The sequence below is a fragment of the Enterobacter sp. WCHEn045836 genome (genome assembly GCF_003965585.1).
GTDB classification, from domain to species: Bacteria; Pseudomonadota; Gammaproteobacteria; order Enterobacterales; family Enterobacteriaceae; genus Enterobacter; species Enterobacter dissolvens.
This window is the reverse complement of sequence record NZ_RXPT01000006.1, coordinates 25,364-50,042: the sequence shown is the minus strand read 5'-3', so window position 1 is coordinate 50,042 and position 24,679 is coordinate 25,364. Positions and strand designations below refer to the sequence as shown.

At 53.5% G+C, this 24,679-nt stretch carries 27 protein-coding genes and 3 tRNA genes; 18 read left to right on the top strand and 12 right to left on the bottom strand.

Annotated elements, in window-relative coordinates; translation table 11 throughout:
* Window positions 1–200 precede the first annotated feature (200 nt).
* Complete coding sequence (locus tag EKN38_RS09455) at window positions 201–1,748, top strand: YjjI family glycine radical enzyme (RefSeq protein ID WP_014830576.1); 1,548 nt, start codon at window positions 201–203, stop codon at window positions 1,746–1,748.
* Entirely contained in the window at window positions 1,723–2,583 is an 861-nt protein-coding gene (locus EKN38_RS09450) for a YjjW family glycine radical enzyme activase (protein ID WP_014830575.1), read from the top strand. The genes EKN38_RS09455 and EKN38_RS09450 overlap by 26 nt, the downstream gene beginning before the upstream one ends.
* Here the strand turns inward: EKN38_RS09450 and EKN38_RS09445 are convergent.
* The 8 genes from EKN38_RS09445 to EKN38_RS09410 all read right to left on the bottom strand — a co-directional run bounded on the left by EKN38_RS09445 (window position 2,578) and on the right by EKN38_RS09410 (window position 8,942).
* The gene (locus tag EKN38_RS09445; RefSeq protein WP_014830574.1) at window positions 2,578–3,360 is read right to left on the bottom strand and encodes a metal-dependent hydrolase; all 783 of its coding nucleotides are present in this window, start codon (window positions 3,358–3,360) and stop codon (window positions 2,578–2,580) included. The two genes, EKN38_RS09450 and EKN38_RS09445, sit on opposite strands and share 6 nt — an antisense overlap.
* Window positions 3,357–4,409: a patatin family protein gene (locus tag EKN38_RS09440; protein ID WP_014830573.1), complete on the bottom strand. Its 1,053-nt coding sequence runs from the start codon at window positions 4,407–4,409 to the stop codon at window positions 3,357–3,359. The genes EKN38_RS09445 and EKN38_RS09440 overlap by 4 nt, the downstream gene beginning before the upstream one ends.
* A gap of 120 nt (window positions 4,410–4,529) precedes the next feature.
* Window positions 4,530–4,691 carry a DUF1328 domain-containing protein gene (locus EKN38_RS09435; protein WP_003856556.1) on the bottom strand — a complete coding sequence of 54 codons (162 nt, stop codon included), beginning with the start codon at window positions 4,689–4,691 and terminating at the stop codon, window positions 4,530–4,532.
* 127 nt (window positions 4,692–4,818) lie between these two features.
* Entirely contained in the window at window positions 4,819–5,436 is a 618-nt protein-coding gene (gene osmY / locus EKN38_RS09430; protein WP_014830572.1) for a molecular chaperone OsmY, read from the bottom strand.
* Between the two features lie 300 nt (window positions 5,437–5,736).
* Window positions 5,737–7,326, bottom strand: a complete 1,590-nt coding sequence (gene prfC / locus EKN38_RS09425) for a peptide chain release factor 3 (RefSeq protein WP_014830571.1) — start codon at window positions 7,324–7,326, stop codon at window positions 5,737–5,739.
* A gap of 92 nt (window positions 7,327–7,418) precedes the next feature.
* Entirely contained in the window at window positions 7,419–8,096 is a 678-nt protein-coding gene (yjjG, locus tag EKN38_RS09420) for a pyrimidine 5'-nucleotidase (protein WP_014830570.1), read from the bottom strand.
* 20 nt (window positions 8,097–8,116) lie between these two features.
* A complete protein-coding gene (rimI, locus tag EKN38_RS09415) occupies window positions 8,117–8,560 on the bottom strand; it encodes a ribosomal protein S18-alanine N-acetyltransferase (RefSeq protein ID WP_014830569.1) in 444 nt (147 codons plus the stop codon).
* Window positions 8,529–8,942, bottom strand: coding sequence for a DNA polymerase III subunit psi (locus EKN38_RS09410; RefSeq protein WP_014830568.1), 414 nt, complete (start codon window positions 8,940–8,942; stop codon window positions 8,529–8,531). Before EKN38_RS09410 ends, rimI begins: the two co-directional genes overlap by 32 nt.
* A gap of 102 nt (window positions 8,943–9,044) precedes the next feature.
* On the opposite strand from EKN38_RS09410, the gene rsmC reads away from it, so the two are divergent.
* From rsmC to EKN38_RS09390, 4 genes are all read left to right on the top strand, one after another.
* Window positions 9,045–10,073, top strand: coding sequence for a 16S rRNA (guanine(1207)-N(2))-methyltransferase RsmC (rsmC, locus tag EKN38_RS09405; RefSeq protein ID WP_014830567.1), 1,029 nt, complete (start codon window positions 9,045–9,047; stop codon window positions 10,071–10,073).
* Window positions 10,074–10,245: 172 nt separating this feature from the next.
* Window positions 10,246–10,332 (top strand) — tRNA-Leu (locus tag EKN38_RS09400).
* 28 nt (window positions 10,333–10,360) lie between these two features.
* Window positions 10,361–10,447: transfer RNA gene (locus tag EKN38_RS09395), tRNA-Leu, on the top strand.
* Window positions 10,448–10,478: 31 nt separating this feature from the next.
* A tRNA-Leu gene (locus EKN38_RS09390) sits at window positions 10,479–10,565 on the top strand.
* A gap of 42 nt (window positions 10,566–10,607) precedes the next feature.
* Here EKN38_RS09390 and EKN38_RS09385 read toward each other — a convergent pair.
* Window positions 10,608–10,877, bottom strand: coding sequence for a DUF1435 domain-containing protein (locus tag EKN38_RS09385; protein ID WP_074166291.1), 270 nt, complete (start codon window positions 10,875–10,877; stop codon window positions 10,608–10,610).
* Between the two features lie 217 nt (window positions 10,878–11,094).
* Here EKN38_RS09385 and EKN38_RS09380 point away from each other — a divergent pair, with 217 nt between their 5' ends.
* Both EKN38_RS09380 and fhuF read left to right on the top strand, forming a co-directional pair.
* A complete protein-coding gene (locus EKN38_RS09380; protein WP_126522026.1) occupies window positions 11,095–12,159 on the top strand; it encodes a GGDEF domain-containing protein in 1,065 nt (354 codons plus the stop codon).
* A 94-nt stretch (window positions 12,160–12,253) separates the two neighbouring features.
* Window positions 12,254–13,042: a siderophore-iron reductase FhuF gene (fhuF, locus tag EKN38_RS09375; protein WP_014830564.1), complete on the top strand. Its 789-nt coding sequence runs from the start codon at window positions 12,254–12,256 to the stop codon at window positions 13,040–13,042.
* Between the two features lie 95 nt (window positions 13,043–13,137).
* On the opposite strand, the gene EKN38_RS09370 is transcribed toward fhuF, so the two are convergent.
* Window positions 13,138–14,484, bottom strand: a complete 1,347-nt coding sequence (locus tag EKN38_RS09370; RefSeq protein ID WP_014830563.1) for a PTS cellobiose transporter subunit IIC — start codon at window positions 14,482–14,484, stop codon at window positions 13,138–13,140.
* Between the two features lie 328 nt (window positions 14,485–14,812).
* On the opposite strand from EKN38_RS09370, the gene EKN38_RS09365 reads away from it, so the two are divergent.
* Window positions 14,813–15,271 (top strand): YbaK/EbsC family protein, encoded by a 459-nt coding sequence (locus tag EKN38_RS09365; protein WP_014830562.1) that lies wholly within the window; start codon window positions 14,813–14,815, stop codon window positions 15,269–15,271.
* Window positions 15,272–15,313: 42 nt separating this feature from the next.
* Here the strand turns inward: EKN38_RS09365 and bglJ are convergent, their stop codons facing one another.
* Together bglJ and EKN38_RS09355 are read right to left on the bottom strand one after the other, a co-directional pair.
* Entirely contained in the window at window positions 15,314–15,949 is a 636-nt protein-coding gene (bglJ, locus tag EKN38_RS09360) for a DNA-binding transcriptional activator BglJ (protein WP_014830561.1), read from the bottom strand.
* The gene (locus EKN38_RS09355; RefSeq protein ID WP_014830560.1) at window positions 15,946–16,680 is read right to left on the bottom strand and encodes a helix-turn-helix transcriptional regulator; all 735 of its coding nucleotides are present in this window, start codon (window positions 16,678–16,680) and stop codon (window positions 15,946–15,948) included. Before EKN38_RS09355 ends, bglJ begins: the two co-directional genes overlap by 4 nt.
* Before the next feature lie 412 nt (window positions 16,681–17,092).
* Between EKN38_RS09355 and EKN38_RS09350 the strand changes: the two genes are divergently transcribed.
* The 9 genes from EKN38_RS09350 to opgB all read left to right on the top strand — a co-directional run bounded on the left by EKN38_RS09350 (window position 17,093) and on the right by opgB (window position 24,606).
* Window positions 17,093–17,869 (top strand): threonine/serine exporter ThrE family protein, encoded by a 777-nt coding sequence (locus EKN38_RS09350; RefSeq protein ID WP_043951563.1) that lies wholly within the window; start codon window positions 17,093–17,095, stop codon window positions 17,867–17,869.
* Window positions 17,860–18,333, top strand: coding sequence for a threonine/serine exporter (locus tag EKN38_RS09345; protein WP_014830558.1), 474 nt, complete (start codon window positions 17,860–17,862; stop codon window positions 18,331–18,333). The genes EKN38_RS09350 and EKN38_RS09345 overlap by 10 nt, the downstream gene beginning before the upstream one ends.
* 67 nt (window positions 18,334–18,400) lie before the next feature.
* Window positions 18,401–19,042, top strand: a complete 642-nt coding sequence (locus EKN38_RS09340; RefSeq protein WP_014830557.1) for a TetR family transcriptional regulator — start codon at window positions 18,401–18,403, stop codon at window positions 19,040–19,042.
* Window positions 19,043–19,083: 41 nt separating this feature from the next.
* Window positions 19,084–19,536 (top strand): MarR family winged helix-turn-helix transcriptional regulator, encoded by a 453-nt coding sequence (locus EKN38_RS09335; RefSeq protein WP_014830556.1) that lies wholly within the window; start codon window positions 19,084–19,086, stop codon window positions 19,534–19,536.
* 84 nt (window positions 19,537–19,620) lie between these two features.
* Complete coding sequence (locus tag EKN38_RS09330; RefSeq protein ID WP_014830555.1) at window positions 19,621–20,049, top strand: organic hydroperoxide resistance protein; 429 nt, start codon at window positions 19,621–19,623, stop codon at window positions 20,047–20,049.
* A 148-nt stretch (window positions 20,050–20,197) separates the two neighbouring features.
* Entirely contained in the window at window positions 20,198–20,743 is a 546-nt protein-coding gene (dnaT, locus tag EKN38_RS09325) for a primosomal protein DnaT (RefSeq protein ID WP_014830554.1), read from the top strand.
* Window positions 20,740–21,477, top strand: coding sequence for a DNA replication protein DnaC (gene dnaC / locus EKN38_RS09320; protein WP_014830553.1), 738 nt, complete (start codon window positions 20,740–20,742; stop codon window positions 21,475–21,477). Before dnaT ends, dnaC begins: the two co-directional genes overlap by 4 nt.
* Window positions 21,478–21,561: 84 nt before the next feature.
* Window positions 21,562–22,044, top strand: a complete 483-nt coding sequence (locus tag EKN38_RS09315; protein WP_013095460.1) for a DUF2501 domain-containing protein — start codon at window positions 21,562–21,564, stop codon at window positions 22,042–22,044.
* A 270-nt stretch (window positions 22,045–22,314) separates the two neighbouring features.
* On the top strand, window positions 22,315–24,606 hold the full coding sequence (gene opgB, locus EKN38_RS09310; RefSeq protein WP_014830552.1) for a phosphatidylglycerol--membrane-oligosaccharide glycerophosphotransferase: 2,292 nt from the start codon (window positions 22,315–22,317) through the stop codon (window positions 24,604–24,606).
* Window positions 24,607–24,679 lie beyond the last annotated feature (73 nt).

The window sequence follows — 24,679 nt, the reverse complement described above, 5'->3', positions numbered from 1 at the left end:
CCACCCGCATTCACACTTCGACATTCATCACAGTTAATGAAAACTACGTGCAAATTTGCATTACTGTAATGAGATCTGCTTCAAAGTTTAATGCGTAAACTGCTGACGAATGCAGCGATTCCCCTTGTCAGATCAAAAGCCCTGACGGGATGGCTTCCTACAATCCGTTCATCATCCGCAGAACACTCAAGGAAGCGAACATGCCCCACGCCAGCCCCGACCCCCTGCAACAACGTTGCCAGCACATTGTGACAAGCCCGGTGTTAACCCCGGAACAGAAACGTCATTTTCTGGCGCTGGAAGCGGAAAACACTCTGCCTTATCCGGCACTTCCTGATGCCGCACGTGCCGCGCTGGACAAGGGATTTATCTGCGACATGTTCGAAGGCCATGCACCTTACAAACCCCGTTATGTTCTGCCGGATTACGCAACGTTTCTGGCTAAGGGTTCAGAATGGCTGGAGCTGGAGGGGGCAAAAGATCTGGATGATGCCCTCTCGCTGTTAACCATTCTCTACCATCATGTTCCGTCCGTCACATCGATGCCGGTCTATCTCGGTCATCTTGATGCCTTACTGCAACCTTATGTTAGAATTCTAACACAAGAAGAGATTGATAGCCGAATAAAACGTTTCTGGCGCTATCTCGACAGAACGTTGCCGGATGCCTTCACGCACGTCAACATCGGTCCGGCAGATACGCCTGTCACCCGTGCCATTCTGCGTGCCGATGCAGAACTGAAGCAGGTCGCACCGAATCTGACGTTTATTTATGACCCGGACGTGACGCCGGACGATCTGCTGCTCGAGGTGGCAAAAAACATCTGTGAGTGCAGCAAACCGCATATTTCCCATGGACCGGCGAATGATAAAATTTTCACAAAAGGACGCTATGGCATCGTGAGCTGTTACAACTCGCTGCCGCTGGCGGGCGGTGGCAGCACGCTGGTCCGCCTCAATCTGCGGGCGATTGCTGAACACAGCACGTCACCCGATGATTTCTTCACCCGTATGTTGCCGCACTACTGCCAGCAACAAATCGCCATCATTGATGCCCGCTGCGCGTTTCTCTATCAACAATCCGGCTTCTTTGAGAATAGCTTTCTGGTGAAAGAGGGGCTGATTGATGCCGATCGCTTTGTCCCGATGTTTGGCATGTACGGTCTGGCAGAAGCGGTGAATACGCTCTGCGAGAAGGCGGGCATTGAAGGCCGTTACGGTAAAAGCGAGAAGGCCAACGCGCTGGGCTATCGCATCAGCGAACAGCTGGCGGCGTTTGTGGAAAACACGCCGGTGAAATACGGCTGGAAACAGCGTGCGATGCTCCATGCACAGTCGGGAATAAGTTCCGATACCGGTACGACGCCGGGCGCGCGTCTGCCGTACGGCGATGAGCCGGATCCGATCAGTCATCTGCTGGCCGTGGCGCCGCATCACCCGCACTACCCCGCCGGGATCAGCGACATTCTGACGCTGGATGAGACAATAAAACGCAATCCGCAGGCGATCGTTCAGCTGTGTCTGGGCGCATTCAAGGCCGGTATGCGGGAATTTACCGCCAACGTAGCCGGTAACGATCTGGTGCGTGTGACCGGGTATATGGTGCGTCTGTCGGATCTGGAACAGTACCGCGAAGCCGGTTCGCGCACCAATACCACCTGGCTTGGCGAAGAAGCCGCACGCAATACCCGCATTCTGGAACGTCAGCCGCGCGTGGTCAGCCATGAACAGCAGATGCGCTTTAGTTAGTCAGGTTATCCCCTTCTCCTGCGTGGACGGGCCGGGCAGCCGCCTGGCCCTCTTCCTGCAGGGTTGTAACCTGCGCTGTAAAACCTGCCACAACCCGTGGACCATCGGGCGCTGCAATGACTGCGGCGACTGTGTGCCCCACTGCCCGCACGCTGCGCTGACCATTCAGGCCGGACGCGTCTGGTGGCAGGAGAGTCACTGTCAGCAGTGCGATACCTGCCTGCATCTGTGCCAGCAACAGGCCACGCCAATGGCGCATCGCCTGAGCGTGGAGGAGATCCTCACGCAGATCCACAAAGCCGCCCCCTTTATTGAAGGGGTCACCGTGAGCGGCGGCGAGGCCACCACCCAGCTACCGTTCCTGGTGGCCCTGTTCACGGCGATCAAAGCCGATCCCGCCCTGCGCCACTTAACGTGTCTGGTGGACAGCAACGGTCTGCTGGGGGAAACCGGCTGGCAAAGACTGCTGCCGGTACTGGATGGTGCGATGGTGGATCTGAAGGCCTGGGGAAACGAACATCATCGCGTGCTGACCGGGCGCGAAAACCCGCAGATTAAGCAGAGCATTCGCTGGCTGGCGCAGCAACAGCGGCTGACGGAACTGCGTTTACTGGTGATCCCTGAGCAGTGCGATTATCTGCAACATCTCAGGTCCCTGACGACGTTTATCCTCGGGCTTGGGAACGTCCCGGTGCGCATTAATGCCTTTCACGCGCACGGCGTTTACGGCGAGGCGGCGTCATGGCGCAGCGCCACGCCGGAGGATATCGAGCCGCTGGCGCTGGCACTGGAAAAACAGCACATCACGGTGATCCGCCCCGCACTTTACCTATAGCGTAATGCCAAACAGCGCGTGGGTATTTTCCAGCAGCGCATTCGCGATCACCGCTTCTGGCTCATCACGCAATTCACACAGCGTGGTAAACACACGTGCCGCCTGTTCCGGGCGGTTAGGCTGCCCCTGAAAACCGTTTAACGGCATATCCGGAGCATCCGTTTCCAGTAACAAGGCGGACAGCGGCAGTTGCGCCATCACGTCGCGCGTTTTACTGGCTCGCGGATAGGTAATGGTGCCACCTACGCCTATCTTATAGCCCAGTTCAATAAAACGCAGCGCCTGCTGCAGGCTACCAGAGAAGCCATGCACGACCCCTTTTCGCGGCAGATCGATGCGTTTCAGGTGCATCGCCAGTTTGTCGTGCGTACGTCGGGAGTGGAGGATCACCGGCAGATCGTGCCGCTTTGCCAGTCTGAGCTGGGCATCCAGTATCGTCTGCTGGCGTTCAAACCGGGGATTGTCTCGATAAAGATCGAGGCCGATCTCACCAATAGCGACCAGTTTATTTTCGCGGGTTTGCAGCGCCGCATCCAGTATGTCGAGATGTTCGTCCAGATGATGCTCAATCACGATCGGGTGCAGACCGAGCGCGGCATAAAGGGCATCATGGCGGCGGGCGAGATCGAGAACGCGATCGAAATATGCCGCTTCGATCGCAGGCACAACGATCGCCTCTACCCCCGCCTGAGCGGCACGCTGAATGCTGGCCGTCTCATCTCCCGTAAACGGCGGAAAATCAAAATGGCAGTGGGTATCGACAAAGCGGTGCGTCACGCCAGATCCTCGTTATCCAGTAAAGCGTCATTTGCCTGCGGGACATCCACCAGCGGCACCGCCAGCGGATCGTTAGCCACAATCGCAGGCGGCGTAATAATGTGCTTATGCCGATGCAGGGGGGGTTGCTCCGCCAGCATTTTTCCGACCGTCGCCAGGAAGTAGCGCCCGCACAGCCGTCCCGTTTTATAATCTGCACGCAACGCAGGGACACGACTGCCAAGCGCCATACTGATCAGCGGTTTCGGCGGATAAATTTCAAAAATCCGCAGCTTACCTGGCGGTTTTTCGATAAAGCGCTGCATGGCGCCGTAGGTCGTTTCATGCTGCTTTGCAATATTCACCAGGTGTTGCAGGCTGCTGTCGCCTAACCAGCGCTCCATGCGTTTAAACCACTGCGGGGTGTAGTACATTTGCGACGGCACAGTCCGGATCACCACGATGGTTTTCGCCCCCCGCCGGGCCGCTTCCTGCACCGGCACCGCGTCACTGATCCCGCCGTCCAGATAGCTGATGCCGTCCAGCAGCGCACCGGTACGATAAAAACCGGGAATGGCGCTGGAGGCGCGAATGATGTCCAGCCAGTTCTCCTTTTGCGGAGAGAAGTAGCCCGGGGAATAATCATCGCCACGGCTGGCGCACATCCAGAACTCTTTGCCGCTGTCAAACAGACGGGCGGCGGTGTCCATCGCCAGCGGCATCTGGCTGGAGGTGGATTCAAGCAGCCAGTCGAGATCGATCAGGTTGCCGCCGCGCACGAAGCGCACCGGGTTAAAAAATTCTTTCGCCGTGGTGTAGCGCATAATGACTTTTCGCGCGTAGCCAGGCTGGTTACAGACATAGGCAGACAGGTTCTGCGCCCCGGCAGACGTGCCGAAGTAAAGGTCAAACGGGTTAAACTGCGCGCGCATAAATTCATCCAGCACGCCAGCGGTGAAAATACCGCGCTGTCCGCCGCCCTCACACACGAGTGCGAGTTGCCCTGCGCGAAACGGTTCTAACGTCAGCGGCGCAATATTGCCGAGCGTAACGGGAATTCGTTGCCCCACCTCTGCTTTCCTGTTTTGATTATTCTGTTACACCACAGTAACGCACCCGACCTGCAACGCAAATAAGAAAAAGCCAGTCGCAGTGACTGGCTTTTCTTTGTTGACAGAATATTGCGTTTGCTACGGACGTCGACGTCCCGTGAACAGGCTGACCAGGAACAGAATGATACCGACCACAAAGACAATTTTAGCTGCCCAGGCCGCTGTACCCGCCAGTCCGCCAAAGCCCAAAGCGGCGGCAATTAACGCGATAACCAGAAATATAATGCCCCAACGAAACATAAGCCTCTCCTTTACCATAGTTAATGTCGGCCGCTATATATGAGCGCTCAGGTCACTCATCGGCGTTTTTCCAGAGTCATTCTTATTTCGCCCGCAGGCTTCAGCCTGACGGGCGAGTCGTGCAGGTTTACTTCGCTTTAAGATCGTTTTTGACGCTTTTCACACCATCAATCGCTTTCGCGATGGATTCGGCGCGGTCAATCTGCGCCTGGGAATCTACCGTACCGGAAAGCTGGACCACACCGTCGGTGGTTTCCACTTTCACCTTACGAGACGGCACGATGTCATCTGCTAAAAGTTTAGCTTTGATTTCGCTGGTCGTAGCGGCATCTCCGGCATAGCCTTTCACTGAGCTGGTTTTGCTGTCACGGACGTGCAGTTTGTCGCTTACAGACGCCACGCCCTCAACACCTTTCGCCACTTTTACAGCCTGTTCGGCCTGGGCCTGGCTTTCAACAAAGCCACTCAGGGTGACAACTTTTTGCTCGGTTTTGACGGAAATATCGGTGCTCTTAATCGCTTCATCATCCACCAGCGCGGCTTTCACTTTTGCTGTGATTGAGCTGTCGTCCATGAAATTACCGACTTTATTCATAGAGCTATCGATTTTTTCCCCTGCGCTATTTGCAGTGGACTGAGCTTTATCCATGGTGCTGGTTTCCGCCAGGGCGGAGCCGCTTACCAGAACGCTACCCAATGTCACAGCCAGCAGAGTTTTAGAAATCTTCAGTCTTGTCATATTCATCGATGTATTCCTGTGTTTTGCCCGTTATTCGGGCTACATACTTCCTTAGTAGTTTTATATATCGCGAATAAACACACGAGCAAAATGGAGAACCTAAAGTCATGCATTGAACAGTTTATTCATCCACACCCGGTGCTAAACACTGAGTTAAATATAGATCACTCTCACAGTGACGCTTTCAGATTTGGGCAAAAAACGAGCAAAAAGCGTGAAATTGCGATGAATTAAGAACATTCCGCAAGAGACTAATAAGACAGGAAATAAAGAAGAGCACGGCGGCTGCCGTGCTCTGAGAGGGGATTAGTGTTCGCGTGTTTTGCGGAACTGTACGTCAGGATAACGTTCCTGCGTCAGGTTCAGGTTAACCATGGTTGGGGCGATATAGGTCAGATTATCACCGCCATCCAGCGCCAGCTGAACTTCGTTCTTACGCTTGAACTCTTCGAATTTCTTCACGTCAGCACACTCAACCCAGCGCGCGGTCGCCACGTTGACCGATTCGTAAATCGCTTCCACGTTGTACTCACTCTTCAGACGCGCAACCACTACGTCGAACTGCAGCACACCCACCGCACCCACGATCAGATCGTTATTCGCGATTGGGCGGAAGACCTGCACAGCCCCCTCTTCGGAAAGCTGTACCAGCCCTTTCAGCAGCTGTTTCTGCTTCAGCGGATCTTTCAGGCGAATGCGGCGGAACAGTTCTGGCGCGAAGTTCGGAATACCGGTGAACTTCATCATTTCGCCCTGGGTGAAGGTATCGCCGATCTGGATGGTGCCATGGTTATGCAGACCGATGATGTCACCCGGATACGCTTCTTCCACGTGCGAGCGGTCGCCCGCCATGAAGGTCAGCGCGTCGGAAATCACTACATCTTTACCTATACGCACCTGGCGCAGCTTCATGCCCTTTTCATACTTGCCGGACACCACACGCATAAAGGCCACACGGTCACGGTGTTTCGGGTCCATATTGGCCTGAATTTTAAAGACAAAGCCGGTGAACTTCTCTTCCTTCGCTTCCACTTCACGGGTATCGGTTTTACGCGGCATCGGCTGCGGAGCCCACTCCACCAGACCGTCGAGCATGTGGTCGACGCCAAAGTTACCCAGTGCGGTACCAAAGAAGACCGGGGTGATTTCGCCGCTCAGGAACAACTCTTTGTCGAATTCGTGAGACGCACCTTTTACCAGTTCCAGCTCGTCACGCAGCTGCGCGGCCAGCTCTTCACCCACCGCGGCGTCCAGGTCCGGGTTATCCAGACCTTTCACAATGCGCACGTCCTGAATGGTATGGCCTTTACCGGTCTGGTACAGATACGTTTCGTCTTTATAAAGGTGGTAAACACCTTTGAACAACTTACCGCAGCCAATTGGCCAGGTGATTGGCGCACAGGCGATCTTCAGCTCGTTTTCCACTTCATCCATCAGCTCCATCGGGTCACGGATGTCACGGTCGAGTTTGTTCATGAAGGTGAGGATCGGCGTGTCGCGCAGACGGGTCACTTCCATCAGCTTACGGGTACGATCTTCTACACCTTTCGCGGCGTCGATAACCATCAGACAGCAGTCCACTGCCGTCAGCGTACGGTAGGTATCCTCGGAGAAGTCTTCGTGCCCCGGGGTATCCAGCAGGTTCACCAGACAATCGTGATACGGGAACTGCATCACGGAGGTGGTAATCGAAATACCACGCTGCTTTTCCATCTCCATCCAGTCAGATTTTGCATGCTGGCTGGAGCCACGGCCTTTTACGGTACCGGCGGTCTGAATCGCCTGTCCGAACAGCAGCACCTTCTCGGTGATGGTGGTTTTACCGGCATCCGGGTGCGAGATAATGGCAAAAGTGCGGCGCTTGGCCACCTCTTGCAGATAAGGAGACAACGTCATAATCAAATCTTCTTATATAAGCGCGACAGCAGGCCGCGCATCATGGAATACGAAAAATGCGGCTATTTTACCCATCAATGGGGGGCAGGCAATCATTGTTTACACAGGAGCTGCTCCAGTTCGTTCAACGACGTCACGGTCCAGGTCGGCTCGATACCTTCAGGCTTCACGCGGCCATGCGCATTTAACCAGACGGTCGACAGACCAGAATTGATGCCACCCAGAATATCCGACTCGGCGGTATCGCCTACCATCAACACACGGTCACGATCGGGATTGCCGGCTTGCGCCAGCGCATAATCAAAAATACGCGGATCCGGCTTCGGCACGCCCACCTCTTCTGAGATCACCAGCGCGTCGAAATGATCGCGCAGGCCCGTGCGCTCAAGGCGGATCTGCTGCAGCGCGGTAAAACCGTTGGTGATGATCCCCAGTTTGACCTTGCCTTTCAGCGAATCGAGCAGGGAAACCGCCCCCGGCAGCGGCGCGCAGATATCGGCCATCGCATTAAGGAATGCCTCGTTCAACGCACCTGGACTCACGTTTAACCGTTCAGCCCAGACATCAAAACGCTGGTGCTGAAGTTGTAACGCAGTGATGGCACCGTTCTGGTAATCCACCCACAGCGGTTTATTCACCGCCTGATAGTCCTGAAAATCTTCAGCGGTGAAGGTCACGCTATAATCCAGAAACATCCGCTGTAGACCACCGAACGAATCAAACGTAAACAGCGTTTCGTCGGCGTCAAAGAAAATCCAGTCCCATTTCATCGTTACAACCTTATTTTTCGTTATCCAATCGGCAGAGCCATAATGATGGCGTCTTCACGTCCCTCTGCGGTCGGGTAGTAGTTACGGCGGATTGTCGCCTCGTTAAAGCCTAAGCTTTCATAGAGCGCGATGGCGGCGACATTTGACGCGCGCACCTCCAGCCACAGGGTGAAAACGTCACGGGTTTCGAGCTCACGAATGAGATGCGTAAGCAGTTCCCTTCCCAGTCCACGGCGCTGAAACGCGGGATCCACCGCGATATTAAACAGCGTGGCCTCATCCAGAACGACCTGGGTTATCGCAAACGCGGCCAGGGTGCCGTCAACGTCCAGGCGGTAATTCAAATACCGTTCGCCCTGGTTGCTGGCGAGTGTCTTTTCGCTCCACGGAAAAGCATGGGCGCGTGTTTCAATCGCGTACGCCGCACGCAGATCAGGCGTCGTGAGGGAAGAAATCGTGTTCATAGTCGCAGATTTGTTGCCATAGCGCGCTTCGCGCTTTTGGATTGGCTTTCAGCTCTTCCAGCACGGGTGAGCTGATCTGACTCCCCGGAAGGGATATCTCGTTTTTTTCGCCCATGCGCCAGCTGTTGCAGTGGCTATCAGGAGGAAGCATGGCGACCCTGTCCGGTGTCAGCTGTAAAACCTGGTCGGCCGTCAGCTTCAGGCTGCGAAGGACATCACCGATCAGAGCATCATTCAGGGCAGGCAGTTCTTCCGCCACCATCACCAGGCGAACATGCGCAGGGATGGCGATAGCGATTTCGCCCTGCAACGCCGTCGGGCGACGCAAAGCCCACTGGGTGATGCCCAGCTGCTGCAACTGCCAGTCTCGTCGGGATGTCATAGGGAAAACTCCTGTCTCTCAGGCGCGCAAATATAGCAAATGTGTCGAAAGTGCGCCATCTACCTACTATAATCCCCGCCTGAGTTTATTGAGGAACAATTCATGTCTGCATTTACCCCGGCAAGTGAAGTCTTGCTGCGTCACAGTGATGATTTCGAACAAAGCCGTATTCTGTTTGCCGGAGATATGCAGGATGACCTGCCCGCGCGTTTCGACTGTGCAGAAAGCCGTGCCCATACCCAATACTACCACCACTGGCAGGTGCTGAGCCGCCAGATGGGCGAGCGCGCACGCTTTAGCCTGGTGGCGGAACAGAGTGATGTCGCTGACTGCGACACGCTGATCTACTACTGGCCGAAGAACAAACCGGAAGCGCAGTTCCAGCTGATGAATCTGCTCTCCCTGCTGCCGGTCGGCTGCGATATTTTTGTGGTTGGTGAGAACCGCAGCGGTGTGCGAAGCGCAGAGCAGATGCTGGAAGCGTACGCCCCGCTGAACAAAGTCGACAGTGCCCGTCGCTGTGGTCTGTACCACGGTCGTCTGGAAAAACAGCCATCCTTTGATGCCGGGACATTCTGGGACGCGTATCAGCTTGATGGCCTCACCATAAAAACCCTGCCGGGCGTTTTCAGCCGTGACGGGCTGGACGTGGGCAGCAAACTGCTGCTCTCCACGCTGACGCCGCACACCAAAGGCAAAGTACTGGACGTTGGCTGTGGCGCAGGGGTGCTGGCAACGGTGCTGGCAAGCCACTCACCAAAAGTCCGCCTGACGCTCTGTGACGTCAGTGCGCCAGCGGTCGAAGCCAGCCGTGCGACGCTCGCCGCCAACGGATTTGAAGGCGAAGTCTTTGCCAGCAACGTCTTCTCAGACGTTACCGGTCGGTTCGACATGATTATCTCCAACCCGCCGTTCCACGATGGCATCGAAACCAGCCTTGAAGCGGCGCAAACGCTGATCCGTGGCGCAGTACGTCACCTGAACAGCGGGGGTGAACTGAGGATCGTCGCTAACGCCTTCCTGCCGTACCCGAAAGTGCTGGATGAGACCTTCGGCTTCCATGAAGTTATCGCGCAAACGGGCCGCTTTAAGGTCTACCGTACCGTGATGACGCGTCAGGCTAAAAAATAATCTACCCTGCCAGTCTGCCGGTTAAGCGCCAGCGCCATCCGGCAGACAGGGCCCCCGTTCCGACCATTTTTGCAGCAATCAAAACAACGTGCGCAATTTTCTGTTGACGTAAAGCTCAAAACATCTAGAATGCGCCTCCGTGGTTACGATACTTTTACAGTATCGATGGTATGCGAAGGTGGCGGAATTGGTAGACGCGCTAGCTTCAGGTGTTAGTGTCCTTACGGACGTGGGGGTTCAAGTCCCCCCCCTCGCACCATAAATCACGTTGATATTGCTCGCACTGGGCGAAGGTGGCGGAATTGGTAGACGCGCTAGCTTCAGGTGTTAGTGTTCTTACGGACGTGGGGGTTCAAGTCCCCCCCCTCGCACCAACGAGGCGATATCAAAAAGTAAGATAACTGTGCGAAGGTGGCGGAATTGGTAGACGCGCTAGCTTCAGGTGTTAGTGTCCTTACGGACGTGGGGGTTCAAGTCCCCCCCCTCGCACCAATTATCTTGCATCCTCTCTGCAGTCCTTCTTGTTATTCCCTGTTATTTCAAACTCATCAGTATCACCAGAATTCCACTGACCAGCGCGACGCATGATGGCAACAAAACAAAGTGCCGTAATTGCTTATGCCAGATCATTGCTGATGTCACCAGCAGCCCTGACACAATGATGGCTTTCCAGAGTTCAATGGAGAGATCGGCATACATCAGACCGCCGAGAATGACGCCCGGCAGTAATACCCCCCAACCACTTCCTAACACCCGGCTCAACATGATTTGCCCTCTCATATCGATAATGATAACCAATATCATATGATAGACATTATCATTTGTCAGTACCTATAATTAAAAACCATGGCCGTTTACCTTTCCCGTAATGACAGGAATTGCCTAAGGTGATAAATTGCCCACCTGTTAACTACTCATAAAGTTTCTCTGATAATTACTCTTTTGATTTTTTTGCTTCCATTATTGCGAAACAACACCTATTTATCTGTTTTAATTAAATTTTAATAAAAAACGCACTACTATGACATCACAATCCTGGCGGTCTTTAGTCAACAGCAAATATCAGTTATCGTTACGTTTATTTTTATTTCTGAACGCAACCTCCGCGGTGTTCTCGGTAACAAATCCGCTCTATTCTGTACGCCTGTTATCCTTCCCCCTGATGGCTATTTTTACACTCAGTACGGGGTTGTTGCTCTGGCACTGGAAAAAGCGTACCCGCAGAGTAAATATTCCCGTGGTTTCAGCGATCTTCGGTATTTTATGGGCCTGGCAAATTGTCTCGAAATTTTCGTTAATTACGCACGATCGCGAGACGTATTTGATCATAGCGCTATTAACGGTGCTTTTTATCGGGTCTCTTGCATTCGCGATTAATATCAAAGCGTTTACTCTTCATTCATTACCCGCATTTATTGTCTGCCTGTGGTTAAGCACCCCTGAGCACTGGCTGAGAATGACCTACTCTTTCGTTCTGCCGGTTGTGGCTATAGGTGTTCACAACGTTTTGCAAAGGCGTAACGATCGCTTCGCTCAGGAGTTACTTTCCCGGTTACTGGAAGAACGGGAAACCCTGACCGATCTCAGCATGATGGATCCGCTTACCGGCCTGTATAACCGTCGCGGCCTGCAAAGTCGGCTGGGAAATCTGCCTGCGGTGGAAAATGGCGAACACTTTGTCCTGCTGATGGATATCGACCACTTCAAGGCCTATAACGACCACTACGGCCATATGATGGGCGACCAGGCGTTGATCCGTGTCTCTGCGGCAATCCGGGATGCAGTGCGCTCGCGGGATATTGTGGCGCGTATCGGCGGCGAAGAATTTATGGTGCTGCTGACGAACATTTCACTGGATCATGCCCGCCAGACGGCAGAGCGTATTCGCCAGAAAGTCTATGATTTGAAAATCCCGCATATGTTCAATGAAAGCGTGGCGACCAACGTCACTATCAGCATTGGTATTGCTATTTTTGAGGATGAAGACGTAGAAGGCGCGCTGGAAAAAGCAGATAAAGCCCTCTACGAAGCGAAGCATCTCGGGCGCAATAACATTCTCCTCAGCGAAGAATTACAGGCGGTTTAAGCGCAACGTTCTCTGTGCAGGACAAAAGTCTTGCCATCGGTATGAGCAATAGTTAGGATTGGCAATCATTATCATTTAGATTTCTATCTATATTATGGCCACGCATACCGCACATACTGTTGAACCACTCATCTGGCGAGCCCGTCTCACCTCGGGGAATTCTTCGCTTGCGGAAGCCATACGCGAAAAGATAACGGAAACCCGCGCCCATCTGCTGGACTTTATCAAACTGGATGAGCCGCATCCGCACCACGCCATGACCCTGGCACAGTGGCGTCAGCCGGCAAAACGCCAGTCACTGCTGGCGACCTATTCCGACCATATCTATCGCAATCAACCCACCCTTACGCGGGAAAATAAGCCCCTGCTCTCCCTCTGGGCACAATGGTATATCGGCCTGATGGCACCTCCGCTGATGCTGGCGTTGCTCACCCAGGAGACCATGCTGGATCTCTCCCCGGACTATTTTCACGTTGAGTTCCACGAGACAGGACGTGCGGCCTGTTTCTGGATCGATCTTCACGAAGATCCAACGGCAATGCATCTCTCTGCCGCGCAGCGGATGGAGCAACTCGTGACCCGCGCCCTGATGCCGGTGGTTAATGCTCTGGAAGAGACGGGAGAGATCAACGGGAAGCTTATCTGGAGTAATACTGGCTATTTAATCCACTGGTATTTGACGGAAATGAAGCCTCTGCTCGGTGATGAGAAGGTGGATGCCCTGCGTCAGTCCTTATTCTTTACGAAACAGCTTGCGGATGGCCGCGATAACCCGTTATTCCGTACCGTAGTACCTCGTGACGGCCTTCTGGTGCGTCGCACCTGCTGCCAGCGCTATCGCCTGCCGGACGTTCAGCAGTGCGGGGATTGTACGCTGAAGTAGTCAGGACCGGCCTGATGCCCTCACCCTGCCCCTCTCCCACAGGGAGAGGGAACAAACACTAAAAACGGCAACTCATGTTGCCGTTTTGCTTTTACCTAGGCCATCTGCTGATTTTCCGCTTCCGCATTACGCTGCGCTTCTTCCGCTTCCTGCTCCAGCAGCTGCTTCTCGTACACTTTGAAGAACGGGAAATAGATGATGGCGGAGACACACGCAAGTACCACCACCAGAATGGCCGCGCGGAAATCCCAGCCCAGGGCCCATGCTGCGCCCACAGGCGCCGGTGCCGTCCACGGCACAACAGAGATCACGCGACTAATCAGATCAAACTTCATTGCCGCCCAGGCCAGCACAGCGTTAACCATTGGCGCCAGCAGGAACGGAATAAAGAACACCGGGTTCATAACAATCGGCGTACCAAAAATGACAGGTTCGTTGATGTTAAAGATGCTTGGCACCACGCTCAGACGCCCGATTGAACGCAGATGCGCAGAACGACTGCGCAGGTAGCAGAACACCAGTCCCATTGTCGCGCCCGATCCCCCAATCACGATAAAGAACGTCCAGAACGCCTCCATAAAGATATGTGGCAGAGGCTGGCTTGCCGCCAGCGCAGTCTGGTTAGCCCCGAGATTGGTCAGCCAGAACATCTGCAGCATTCCGGAAACAATTGCCGCTCCGTGGATCCCCGCAAACCACAGCAAATGGCCGATCAACACCGCCAGCAGGATCGCAGGCAGAGAGTCTGCGGCAGAAACCAGCGGTTTGAAGAGAGACATAATGGCCTGGGGGATCAGCATGCCAAACTGAGACTGAATCAACAAACTCAGCGGATAAAGCGTCAGCACGACCACCAGCACCGGGATCAGCAGGTCAAAGGAGTTTTTGATCATCGGTGGTACCTGGTCGGGCAGACGGATACCAATATTGTGTGCTTTCAGGAAACGCATCATCTCGACGCAATAGATTGCCACCAGAATCGCGGTGAAGATCCCCGTACCGCCCAGACTGTCTACGGGCAGCGCGCCTTTGGTTTTCGGCGCAGCCACCAGCAGAAACGCCATCAGCGACAGCATGGCGCACATGAACGGGTCTAACTGATGTGATTTCACATAGTGTTTGCCAAGGTTATAGGCAATAGCCGCACAAATATAAATGGACATAATGCCCATCGTCATATCGAACGGGGTCAGGATTTGGCCTTCAAATTGCTTTGCCATATCCAGCCAGGCCCGCGCGAAGCCCCAGGTAGTGTCTGGCGAAAACGGTGGGTAAGCAAAGACCAACAAAAATGAACCGACAATCATGAATGGCATTGCGGAGATAAACCCGTCACGGATAGCCATAACATGACGCTGGGAAGAGATCCGCCCGGCAATCGGACTAACGTAATTTTCAACGAAACGAAATATCAGATTAAACGCAGCATGGTTGGCAGACATAGCAGATCTCCTGTCAGACGTTCGGTACGGGCGCTTTCACACCACACGTTGTTCCATAAATCAGCTTCACAACCTTGCTGGCTCGTGTACCAGCGGTACTGCTCAGACGGAATGGTTTCATAATGTGCTCTTATTATTGGATACAGGGGACGTTACGCCTTCAGTATTAATCTCTCAATGACGCTCTGCAACCGGTTACTGTAACCGGTTTCTGTGAATGTGAAGGCGATCCAGAAATCGGCCATGTGGGATATTTGTTACTTAAGGGATATTTACAGCCTATAAATTCTTGTGACAGATTACGCAGGATATTAGTCAGGAGGAAACAATGAGTTTGCAGTCTGTACAGCAGTTTTTTGCCGACAACGCTCCGGATATAGAAGTCATAGAACTGGGTGAGAGTACCGCGACCGTTGCGCTGGCTGCTGCCGCTCATCGCGTTGAGCCGGGACAAATCGCCAAGACGCTATCGCTGAAAGTTAAAAATGAAGTGATCCTGGTGGTGGCTAAAGGCGATGCGCGTCTGGATAACAAAAAACTGAAAGATACCTTTGGTGCGAAAGCGCGCATGCTCAGTAGTGATGAAGTGGTAACCATCACGGGTCATCCCGTTGGAGGAGTATGCCCGTTCGGGCTGGAAAACCCACTCTCTGTGTACTGCGATGTTTCATTAAAACAGTACGCTGAAGTACTACCCGCTGCGGGCGCAATTCACAGTGCCGTACGTATTTCACCAGACCGGATGGCAGAGCTGACATCCGCAAAGTGGGTCGATGTGTGCATTTGATTGATGTGCCAGTGTCTATCTGGCGCATCATTCAATTCCTGATTATAAAAATGCCGGCGAGCCTGACACCGCATAACGCATGTCTCTTGCCGGAAGGTGAGTAAGAATATCCGCCGCATCCAGTAGCCCTACGTCAGAATTCACTCCCAATTTAACCATCGCATTAAACTTATGTGCCCGGATGGTCTTAATATTGCGTTCCAGTTGTGCCGCAATTTCAGGGATGGAAAATCCGAAAGACATATAACGTAATATTGCTCGCTCTGTTGGGCTTAACATTCTGTTTTGATTCACATACCAGTGGTTCAACATATTGTCATTGATATGATGCGTTTCACTCAATAACACCACCAGCTCCTCCTGCAGGTGGCTAAGCGGTACCGATTTACTAATAATGCCGTGCAGACGAGAAGGCGACAAATGGCTGATCAACCGCGCTTCCACATCATCCGATGCCAGCACAATGCGCTGGATATTACCGTGCGTGAACGCGAGATCACGCAGGGATGCCAGACAGTTACGACGCTCCTCACGCGCGTCAGAGAGTGAATAGATCACCGAGAAAAAAGAGACGCCGGGAAGCGCCTGTTTAAAGCTTTCGAATTGGCTGAAGAGGTGCAGTTGATACTGGCTGAGCATGGGCATAGCAAAAAGATGCTGCAGCCCAACGGCACTCATGGTGCAATTTTCGATGACAGCGATATGTCGTGTGGTGTCGGTTTTTTCCATTCCTCATACTCTCCATAGGCTGATAGTAAACTCAGCTCTCTCATTCCCTGTGCACTGTTAATCCAAGCGTACATATCGGCATTGCTACGCAGCGACAATCGTCGCATCGCGCTGTTTTTCTGCGCGCTGATCGTTTTGTTGCTCTTCTTAAGCAAAGTCGCAATCTGATTAATGCCCCAGCCCTTGCCTAACAGACGCAGCACTTTGCGTTCGGAGTGGGTGAGCGCCACAAATGGCTCGTCGTCTTCAGCAGCAACCACTTCAGGAGACAATAACGTCTGGCTTATCCGCTCCGCCCGCTCGCTCCCTGCACGAATAGCATTAATCACGCCTTCAATCGGTTCCATTTCAGAAAGCAGCGTACTTTCCGGCCGCATAAGCAGTTCCACTGCGACGGGATAAAGGGGACGAGAGACCAGAAAAATCCAGTGAATATCCCGATATTGATTCAGTAAGCTGTAATACCCTTCAAGCGTCCCCCGGGGTTTCCTGTATTCGCCTGAAATATCGGCAATAATGACGTCGGCCCGGCGAAGCTGGAGCAGCGTTAACTCCTGCAACGAGCGGCAATATGTCAATTCAAATTCAGGGAAATGGTTTGACATAACGCTGCCTAGCCCGCTTTGCATCACGGGTACCCTGCTAATTACTACGCCATGCTTACCATTCAATGACAACATAGACCCTCCGTGTCCATTTTTCATTTGATGAGTAACGTTTACACGCATCAAGATTTACGTATTTTCGTCCCTGAGTGTAAGACTGATTAATACAAGCAGAAGATGAGATATGTTCTTAGGTTAAGAAATGCCTAAAACAACGGTAATATCTCACAAAGCACAATTAAATTTAATTGCAAAGACATTAAAAGAACGAAAATATAAAATAAGAATAACTTAATATAAATACTTTATATTTTAGAATATTTAAATCCATCGCATTTATATATTATCGCCTCCGCTTTCGCGAACCGGACGTGAACTGTTTGCAAGAATCTTGATCTGACCCAGAGCAAGGGATACCGCACTTTGTGCTAAAAGTAAGCATTGAGGGCCAACAGGCAAGCGATTCATCAACTCTTCGGGACACTACATGCAGGCAGAAATATCAATGCAGCGTGCCATCACGCGGCTATGTATTCAGTGCGGGCTTTTCCTGCTCCAGCACGGGGCAGAGAGTGCCCTGGTCGAGGAGCTTTCGACGCGTCTGGGGCTGGCATTGGGGATGGATAGCGTCGAAAGCGCGATTTCATCAAACGCCATCGTGCTGACCACCATCAAAGACGGTCAGTGCCTCACCTCTACCCGTAAAAACCACGACCGCGGCATTAACATGCACGTTGTGACCGAAGTACAGCATATCGTCATTCTGGCTGAACATAAGCTTCTCGACCTCAAAGAGATAGAAAAACGATTTAATCAAATCAAGCCATTACGTTATCCGCGCTGGTTGGTGGTGTTAATGGTGGGACTGTCGTGCGCCTGTTTTTGTAAGCTCAATAAAGGGGGCTGGGACGGCGCGTTCGTGACCTTTTGCGCCAGCAGCATTGCCATGTATGTTCGCCAGGTGCTGACGCACCGGCAACTGCACCCACAAATTAACTTCTGCATCACCGCTTTTGTCGCCACGACGGTTTCCGGGCTGCTGCTGCGCCTGCCGCAGTTTGCCAACACGCCCACCATCGCCATGGCCGCCAGCGTGCTCCTTCTGGTGCCGGGCTTCCCGTTAATTAACGCTGTTGCCGACATGTTTAAAGGGCATATCAATACCGGCCTGGCACGCTGGGCGATTGCCAGCCTGCTCACGCTGGCGACCTGCATCGGCGTAGTAATGGCCATGACACTGTGGGGGTTACGCGGATGGGCGTGATAACGTTTCTGCTGGCACTGGCGCAGGACATGTTTCTGGCCGCCATTCCGGCCGTCGGCTTTGCAATGGTGTTCAACGTCCCGCAGCGCGCCCTGCCGTGGTGCGCGCTCCTGGGCGCAATCGGCCATGGTTCGCGAATGATCATGATGACCGCCGGTTTTAATATCGAGTGGTCGACCTTTATGGCCTCCATGCTGGTCGGCAGCATTGGTATTCAGTGGTCGCGCTGGTATCTGGCCCATCCCAAGGTGTTTACCGTCGCGGCCGTCATCCCAATGTTCCCGGGCATTTCCGCTTACACGGCCATGATCTCAGCGGTAAAAATCAGCCACTTTGGCTATACCGAGCCACAAATGATCCTGCTCCTGAGCAACTTTCTTAAGGCCTCTTCTATCGTTGGCGCGCTCTCGATTGGGTTGTCGATCCCAGGACTGTGGCTTTACCGCAAACGCCCGCGCGTTTGATGTTTGTGTTATTTCGCTGCCATGGGGATAATCTCTCTATTCCGTTTAGTGACGATAAGGAAAGGATGTGGCAAACCCTGGCAGCGAACTCCCGGAGCAGCATGAAGAATCCAGCCTGAAGGAGAAAATTTTCCAGAGCGCTATCGCGCTTTTTGCCGAATATGGGTTGAACGGTGCCCGCATGGAGCAAATCGCAGAGAAAGCAGGCACCACTAAACGGATGGTGGTTTACCACTTTAAGAACAAAGAAAATCTTTATCTTCTCGTACTGGAGTATGTTTACACCCAGATACGAAACAGTGAAAAAGCGCTCAGCCTGGCCGCCATGCCGCCGGTAGAAGCGCTGGTTCATCTGGTTGAAGCCACCTTTGACTACCACGCAGACCATCCGGATTACATTCGTATTATCTGCATGGAAAACATGCAGCGTGGTCGCTTCATGCAGCAATCCAGCTACCTGCGCCAGGTCAACCGCAGCGCGCTCGACCTGATCGAAGATATCCTGCATCGTGGAAAGGAAAAGCAGCTGTTCAACCAGACGGTTGAAGCCCGCGATCTCCACCGCCTGATCAGCAGCTTCAGCTTCCACTACGTCGCCAACAGCTACACCTTTACGTTGCTGTTTGAAGAGGGGGCGGATGAAATGGCTCAGCGCCAGCACTACCGTAAAATGGCCGTTCAGGTGGCACTTCGTTATACGTGCCCATAAAATTGCTTGCAATTATATCGCGCACTATCTATATTCATTCCATGGACGCAAAAACGAACGACACCACCAACGCGCTTCTGCTGGATAACCAGCTCTGTTTTGCCCTCTATTCGGCAAACCTGGCGCTTAACAAGCTGTACCGGCAACTGCTGGCACCGCTGAACCTGACCTACCCGCAATACCTGGTAATGCTGGTACTGTGGGAGCAGGATGACATTACGGTGTCGGACATTGGCGAGCGGCTGTTCCTTGACTCTGCCACCCTGACGCCGCTGCTGAAGCGTCTGGAAAGCGCCGGGCTGATCAACCGTCAGCGTTCGCGTAAAGATGAACGTCAGGTCGCCGTTACGCTGAGCGACGCAGGGCGTGAGCTGCAGCAGCTGGCATCCGGGATCCCCCACGCGGTGGGATGCGCAGCACAATGTGATACTGACACGATGCTGGCACTTAAGCAGCAGCTTGAACTTTTGCGACATCAGTTACATCACGCGTAAGGCTATACTTTACGCGTATTTATTTACCTATATATATCGTACGCTATTTAATAGCACACATAAACGTAAGATGAGGAACCTGCCATGTCTTTAGAAAAAGTTGTCTACACTGCCAAAGCAAAAGCAACCGGGGGCCGTGACGGCCGTGCAACCTCTTCCGATGGCGTCCTGGACGTCAAACTGGGTGTGCCAAAAGAGATGGGCGGCATGGGGGGTGAAGTGACCAACCCTGAACAGCTGTTTGCTGCCGGCTACTCCGCCTGCTTCCTGGGCGCAATGAAGTTTGTGGCTGCGCGCGACAAATTTACGCTGCCAAAAGAGGCCTATATCGAAGGTGAAGTCGGGATTGGCCCACTGCCAACCGGTTTTGGTATCGAAGCTAAACTGAACATCCACGTTGAAGGTATGGATCCTGCAGAAGCCAAAAAACTGGTCGATGCGGCGCACATTGTTTGTCCGTACTCTAACGCGACCCGCGGTAACATCGACGTGACCCTGAATATCATCGCGTGATAAATGCCTGATGGCGCTGCGCTTATCAGGCCTACGACTGTAGCCCCGGTAAGCGCAGCGCCACCGGGGAAATCCCCTCCATCCCCTCATCCTCTCTGTGCTACCATAAGCCCATATCACGCCCGTAGTAATCAGTTGAGAAAGCGTTATGTCCTCCAGAATTCTGACCACCAGCATTGCTGGTATTGATGCCTTTATGCGCGATCCCCGTGGTGTGTTGACGCACGCCGAAGGCGGCACGCTTGCGGTGTTGGCCGACAACGCCCCGGCGTTTTACGCCCTCACACCAGAGCGTCTGGCACAGCTTCTGGAGATTGAAGCGCGGTTGTCGCGCCCGGCGAGCGATGTCACACTGGATAACCAGTTCTTTGAAGAGCCAGGTAACGCCCCCGTGACGGTTCCGATGGGAAAATTTGCCCTGTACGCGGGCTGGCACCCGGATGTTGATTTTCAGCGGCAGGCGGCGCTGTGGGGCATTGCGCTGACGCAACCGGCAACCCCTGAAGAGCTTGCCGCCTTTATTGCCTGGTGGCAGGCAGAAGGCAAAGTCTTTACCCACATTCAGTGGCAGCAAAAGCTTGCCCGCCATCTGCAGATTAACCGCGCCAGCAATAACGGCCAGCCCAAACGCGATATCAACGCTTTTTCAGAACCGGATAAACAGATCCCTAATGGATTCCGAGGTGCGAAATGAAAAACGTCGGCGACCTGATGAAACGACTGCAAAAGATGATGCCAGCCAATGTGAAGCCCGCGTTCACTACGGGTGAAGAACTTCTGGCGTGGCAAAAAGAACAGGGTGAGATCCGCGCCGCCGCCCTCGCCCGCGAAAACCGGGCGATGAAAATGCAGCGTACCTTTAACCGCTCCGGTATTCGTCCCCTGCATCAGAACTGCTCGTTCGATAACTATAAAATTGAGACCAACGGGCAGATGAACGCCCTTGCCGCCGCGCGTCAGTATGTGGATGAATTCGACGGCAACATCGCCAGCTTTATCTTCAGCGGTAAGCCCGGCACCGGCAAAAATCACCTGGCCGCCGCCATCTGTAACGAACTGCTTCTGCGCGGGAAATCGGTATTAATTATTACCGTGGCCGATATCATGTCTGCCATGAAAGACACCTTTAGCAACCGCGAAACCAGCGAAGAGCAGCTGCTTAACGATCTGAGCAACGTTGACTTGCTGGTTATCGATGAAATTGGCGTTCAGACCGAATCCCGCTACGAAAAAGTGATCATTAATCAGATTGTCGATCGCCGCTCTTCTTCCAAACGTCCCACCGGCATGCTAACCAACCACAATATCGACGAGATGACCCGCTTACTGGGCGAACGCGTGATGGATCGCATGAAGCTGGGCAACAGCTTGTACGTCATCTTTGACTGGGACAGTTACCGCAGCCGCGTCACCGGTAAAGAGTATTAAGACAGTTCCAGGAATTGCCGGTGGCCCGGAGGTATATACTGGAGCCACTTTCGGCCCAAACGGACCTTTTTTGAGAAAGCCATTATGAAAAAACAGATTCTTTTCAGCACACTTTTAGGCGCCCTGCTGGTCACCGGCATGGCGCACGCCGCATCCTGGCAGGAGTCCCTCTCCAGCGCCGCCAGCGAACTCACCAAAGAGAGCGGCAGCACGCAGGGCGGGCTGTCAGCCTCTTCCCTCACCAGCCTGCTGGGCAACAGCTCCCAGAGCCTGAGCGCGGGCACCATGAACAACGCGGCGGGTATTCTGGAATACTGTGCGAAGCAAAAGCTGGCGTCCGTCACCGATGCGCAAAATGTGAAAAACCAAGTGCTGGGTAAGCTGGGTCTGGATACCCAGGAGCAGAAAGCCGACACCAACTACATGGACGGCATTCAGGGTCTGCTGAACGCGCAAAATGGCCAGCAGCTGAATCTGAGCACCCTGGGCAACTCATCTCTGGCGAAACAGGTGAAAACCAAAGCCTGCGATCTGGTGCTGAAACAAGGCGTTAATTTCATCTCCTGATCGGCCCCATTTCCTGCCACAACACGCCGCGTTTAATACGTTAGTCTTGCAACGCGGCGTGAAACCGGCATTTTCCCCTTCTGCCCTCGTCTCAGCATCCGTACAACAGGATGCGACCGCCTTCAAAAAAACGATTTTCTAAACCAATTCCTAACAACGGCACACTTTCGTGACACTAAAATTGCAGCTTAGCGACATCGCCATTACATTGTATTACCCAAAAAATAATCAATTAGCCAGCGAAGCACCTGGCGTCATGAGGATATGCTGTTGTCAGAGTTAATGTCCCTTGCCCTTTTTCTTGCCTCCATCGGCGTTTACGCCTGGAAAGCAGGCCGTAACACGTGGTGGTTTGTCGCCACGCTGGTGGTGCTCGGCATTTTTATTGTTTTAAACATTACGCTCTACGCCAGCGACTACTTTACCGGCGACGGTATCAACGATGCAGTGCTCTACACGCTGACCAATAGCCTGACGGGCGCGGGCGTGGGTAAATACATTCTCCCCGGTCTGGGGCTGGTGATGGCTTTGGTGGTGATTTTTGGTACGCTCGCCTGGGTCCTGCGCCGCCGCCGTCATCTTCCGCACCACCATGGCTACAGCCTGCTGGCGCTTTTCCTTGCGCTGGCCTCCGTGGATGCCAGCCCGGCGTTTCACCAGATCACCGAGCTGGTGAAATCCCAGTCGCGCGACGGCGATCCAGATTTCGTGGCGTACTATAAAGAGCCATCGAAAACGATCGCTAACCCGAAGCTTAATCTGGTGTATATCTACGGCGAGAGCCTGGAGAGAACCTATTTCGATAACGATGCCTTCCCGAACCTGACGCCGGATCTGGGCGCCCTGAAAAACGAAGGTCTCGACTTCAGCCACACCATGCAACTCCCCGGCACCGATTACACCATCGCCGGGATGGTCGCCTCCCAGTGCGGCATCCCTCTGTTTGCCCCCTTTGAAGGCAACGCCTCGGCCTCTATGTCGAGCTTCTTCCCGCAAAATATCTGCCTGGGCGACATCCTGAAAAACTCCGGCTATGAGAACTATTTTGTGCAGGGAGCCAACCTGCGCTTTGCCGGAAAAGATGTGTTCCTCAAATCCCACGGCTTTGACCATCTGTACGGTTCAGAAGAGTTAAAAGCGACGGTCGCCGACCCCACCTACCGCAACGACTGGGGCTTCTACGACGATACCGTGCTGGATGAGACCTGGAAAAAATTCGAAGAACTTTCCCGCGCCGGGAAACGCTTCTCCCTCTTTGCCCTGACAGTGGATACCCACCATCCTGACGGTTTCGTCTCACGCACCTGCAAGCGCAAACGTTACGACATTGACGGCAAAAGCAATAAATCCTTCAGCGCCGTCACCTGTAGTCAGGAGCATATCGCCGCATTGGTTCACAAAATAAAAGCCTCGCCGTATTTCAAAAACACGGTGATCGTCGTCTCTTCTGACCATCTGGCGATGAAAAACAGCGCGTGGGATCAGCTAAACAAACAGGATCGCAGCAATCTGTTCTTCGTTCTGCGCGGCGACAAACCGCAGCAGGAGGTGATCGCCACCAAACGCAACTCCATGGATAACGGCGCCACCGTGCTGGATATCCTCGGCGGAGACAATTTTATTGGCCTGGGCCGCAGCACGCTGTCAGGACAATCGCTGTCCGAAGTGTTCCTCAACATGAAGGAAAAAATCCTCGCCTGGAAGCCGGATATCATCCGCCTGTGGAATTTCCCGAAAGAGATGAAAGACTTCACCATCGATCAGGATAAAAAAACGATCGCCTTCTCTGGCAGCAACTTCCGCCTGCCGTTGCTACTGCGCGTGTCGGATAACCGCGTTGAGCCGCTGCCCGAAAGCGAATACTCGGCACCGTTGCGCTTCCAGCTGGCTGATTTTGCCCCGCGCGATAACTTTGTCTGGGTCGACACCTGTTACAAAATGGGCCAGCTCTGGTCACAGCCGCTGGCGCTGTCTACCGACTGGTGCGTCTCTCAGGGGCAGCTTGGCGGGGAGCAAACCGTGCAGCACGTGGACAAAGCGGTGTGGAAGGGGAAAACCGCGTTCAGGGATACGGTTATCGATACCGCCCGCTATCAGCACAACGTCGACATGCTGAAAATCGTCGACAACGATATTCGCTATAAAGCCGACAGCTTTATCTTCAACGTTGCCGGTGCGCCGGAAGAGGTTAAACAGTTCAGCGGTATCTCTCGTCCGGAGTCCTGGGGTCGCTGGTCCAACGCACAGCTGGGCAATGAGGTAAAAATTGAGTATGCCCATCCGCTGCCGGCGCAGTTCGACCTGGTGATTACAGCCAGAGCGTACGGACCCAACGCGAATAAGCCCGTGTCGGTGCGCGTGGGCGGAGAGGAGCAGACGCTGACGCTTGGTAACGACGTAAGCACTCACACGCTGCATTTCACCAATCCATCGCGCAGCAATACTTTAGTGATTGTGCCACCAGACCCGCAGTCCACTAATGAAGGGAATATTCTCGGCCACTCCCCGCGCCAGCTCGGGATTGGTATGGTCGAAATTAAAATTGTCAGCAAGCAAGGCTAACGCATGCCCCGCCCGGCATCCTGCCGGGCGGTTATGAAAATAAAAAATCCTTTATAAAGATTATAAATTAGAT

What these genes read in the sequence shown, in the direction of transcription:
- EKN38_RS09455 (WP_014830576.1), top strand. Translation starts at nt 201, where the DNA reads ATGCCCCACGCCAGCCCCGACCCCCTGCAACAACGTTGCCAGCACATT.
- EKN38_RS09450 (WP_014830575.1), top strand. Translation starts at nt 1,723, where the DNA reads ATGAACAGCAGATGCGCTTTAGTTAGTCAGGTTATCCCCTTCTCCTGC.
- EKN38_RS09435 (WP_003856556.1), bottom strand. Translation starts at nt 4,691, where the DNA reads ATGTTTCGTTGGGGCATTATATTTCTGGTTATCGCGTTAATTGCCGCC.
- osmY (WP_014830572.1), bottom strand. Translation starts at nt 5,436, where the DNA reads ATGAATATGACAAGACTGAAGATTTCTAAAACTCTGCTGGCTGTGACA.
- prfC (WP_014830571.1), bottom strand. Translation starts at nt 7,326, where the DNA reads ATGACGTTGTCTCCTTATCTGCAAGAGGTGGCCAAGCGCCGCACTTTT.
- yjjG (WP_014830570.1), bottom strand. Translation starts at nt 8,096, where the DNA reads ATGAAATGGGACTGGATTTTCTTTGACGCCGACGAAACGCTGTTTACG.
- rimI (WP_014830569.1), bottom strand. Translation starts at nt 8,560, where the DNA reads ATGAACACGATTTCTTCCCTCACGACGCCTGATCTGCGTGCGGCGTAC.
- EKN38_RS09410 (WP_014830568.1), bottom strand. Translation starts at nt 8,942, where the DNA reads ATGACATCCCGACGAGACTGGCAGTTGCAGCAGCTGGGCATCACCCAG.
- rsmC (WP_014830567.1), top strand. Translation starts at nt 9,045, where the DNA reads ATGTCTGCATTTACCCCGGCAAGTGAAGTCTTGCTGCGTCACAGTGAT.
- EKN38_RS09385 (WP_074166291.1), bottom strand. Translation starts at nt 10,877, where the DNA reads ATGATATTGGTTATCATTATCGATATGAGAGGGCAAATCATGTTGAGC.
- EKN38_RS09380 (WP_126522026.1), top strand. Translation starts at nt 11,095, where the DNA reads ATGACATCACAATCCTGGCGGTCTTTAGTCAACAGCAAATATCAGTTA.
- fhuF (WP_014830564.1), top strand. Translation starts at nt 12,254, where the DNA reads ATGGCCACGCATACCGCACATACTGTTGAACCACTCATCTGGCGAGCC.
- EKN38_RS09370 (WP_014830563.1), bottom strand. Translation starts at nt 14,484, where the DNA reads ATGTCTGCCAACCATGCTGCGTTTAATCTGATATTTCGTTTCGTTGAA.
- EKN38_RS09365 (WP_014830562.1), top strand. Translation starts at nt 14,813, where the DNA reads ATGAGTTTGCAGTCTGTACAGCAGTTTTTTGCCGACAACGCTCCGGAT.
- bglJ (WP_014830561.1), bottom strand. Translation starts at nt 15,949, where the DNA reads ATGAGTGCCGTTGGGCTGCAGCATCTTTTTGCTATGCCCATGCTCAGC.
- EKN38_RS09355 (WP_014830560.1), bottom strand. Translation starts at nt 16,680, where the DNA reads ATGTTGTCATTGAATGGTAAGCATGGCGTAGTAATTAGCAGGGTACCC.
- EKN38_RS09350 (WP_043951563.1), top strand. Translation starts at nt 17,093, where the DNA reads ATGCAGGCAGAAATATCAATGCAGCGTGCCATCACGCGGCTATGTATT.
- EKN38_RS09345 (WP_014830558.1), top strand. Translation starts at nt 17,860, where the DNA reads ATGGGCGTGATAACGTTTCTGCTGGCACTGGCGCAGGACATGTTTCTG.
- EKN38_RS09335 (WP_014830556.1), top strand. Translation starts at nt 19,084, where the DNA reads ATGGACGCAAAAACGAACGACACCACCAACGCGCTTCTGCTGGATAAC.
- EKN38_RS09330 (WP_014830555.1), top strand. Translation starts at nt 19,621, where the DNA reads ATGTCTTTAGAAAAAGTTGTCTACACTGCCAAAGCAAAAGCAACCGGG.
- dnaT (WP_014830554.1), top strand. Translation starts at nt 20,198, where the DNA reads ATGTCCTCCAGAATTCTGACCACCAGCATTGCTGGTATTGATGCCTTT.
- dnaC (WP_014830553.1), top strand. Translation starts at nt 20,740, where the DNA reads ATGAAAAACGTCGGCGACCTGATGAAACGACTGCAAAAGATGATGCCA.
- EKN38_RS09315 (WP_013095460.1), top strand. Translation starts at nt 21,562, where the DNA reads ATGAAAAAACAGATTCTTTTCAGCACACTTTTAGGCGCCCTGCTGGTC.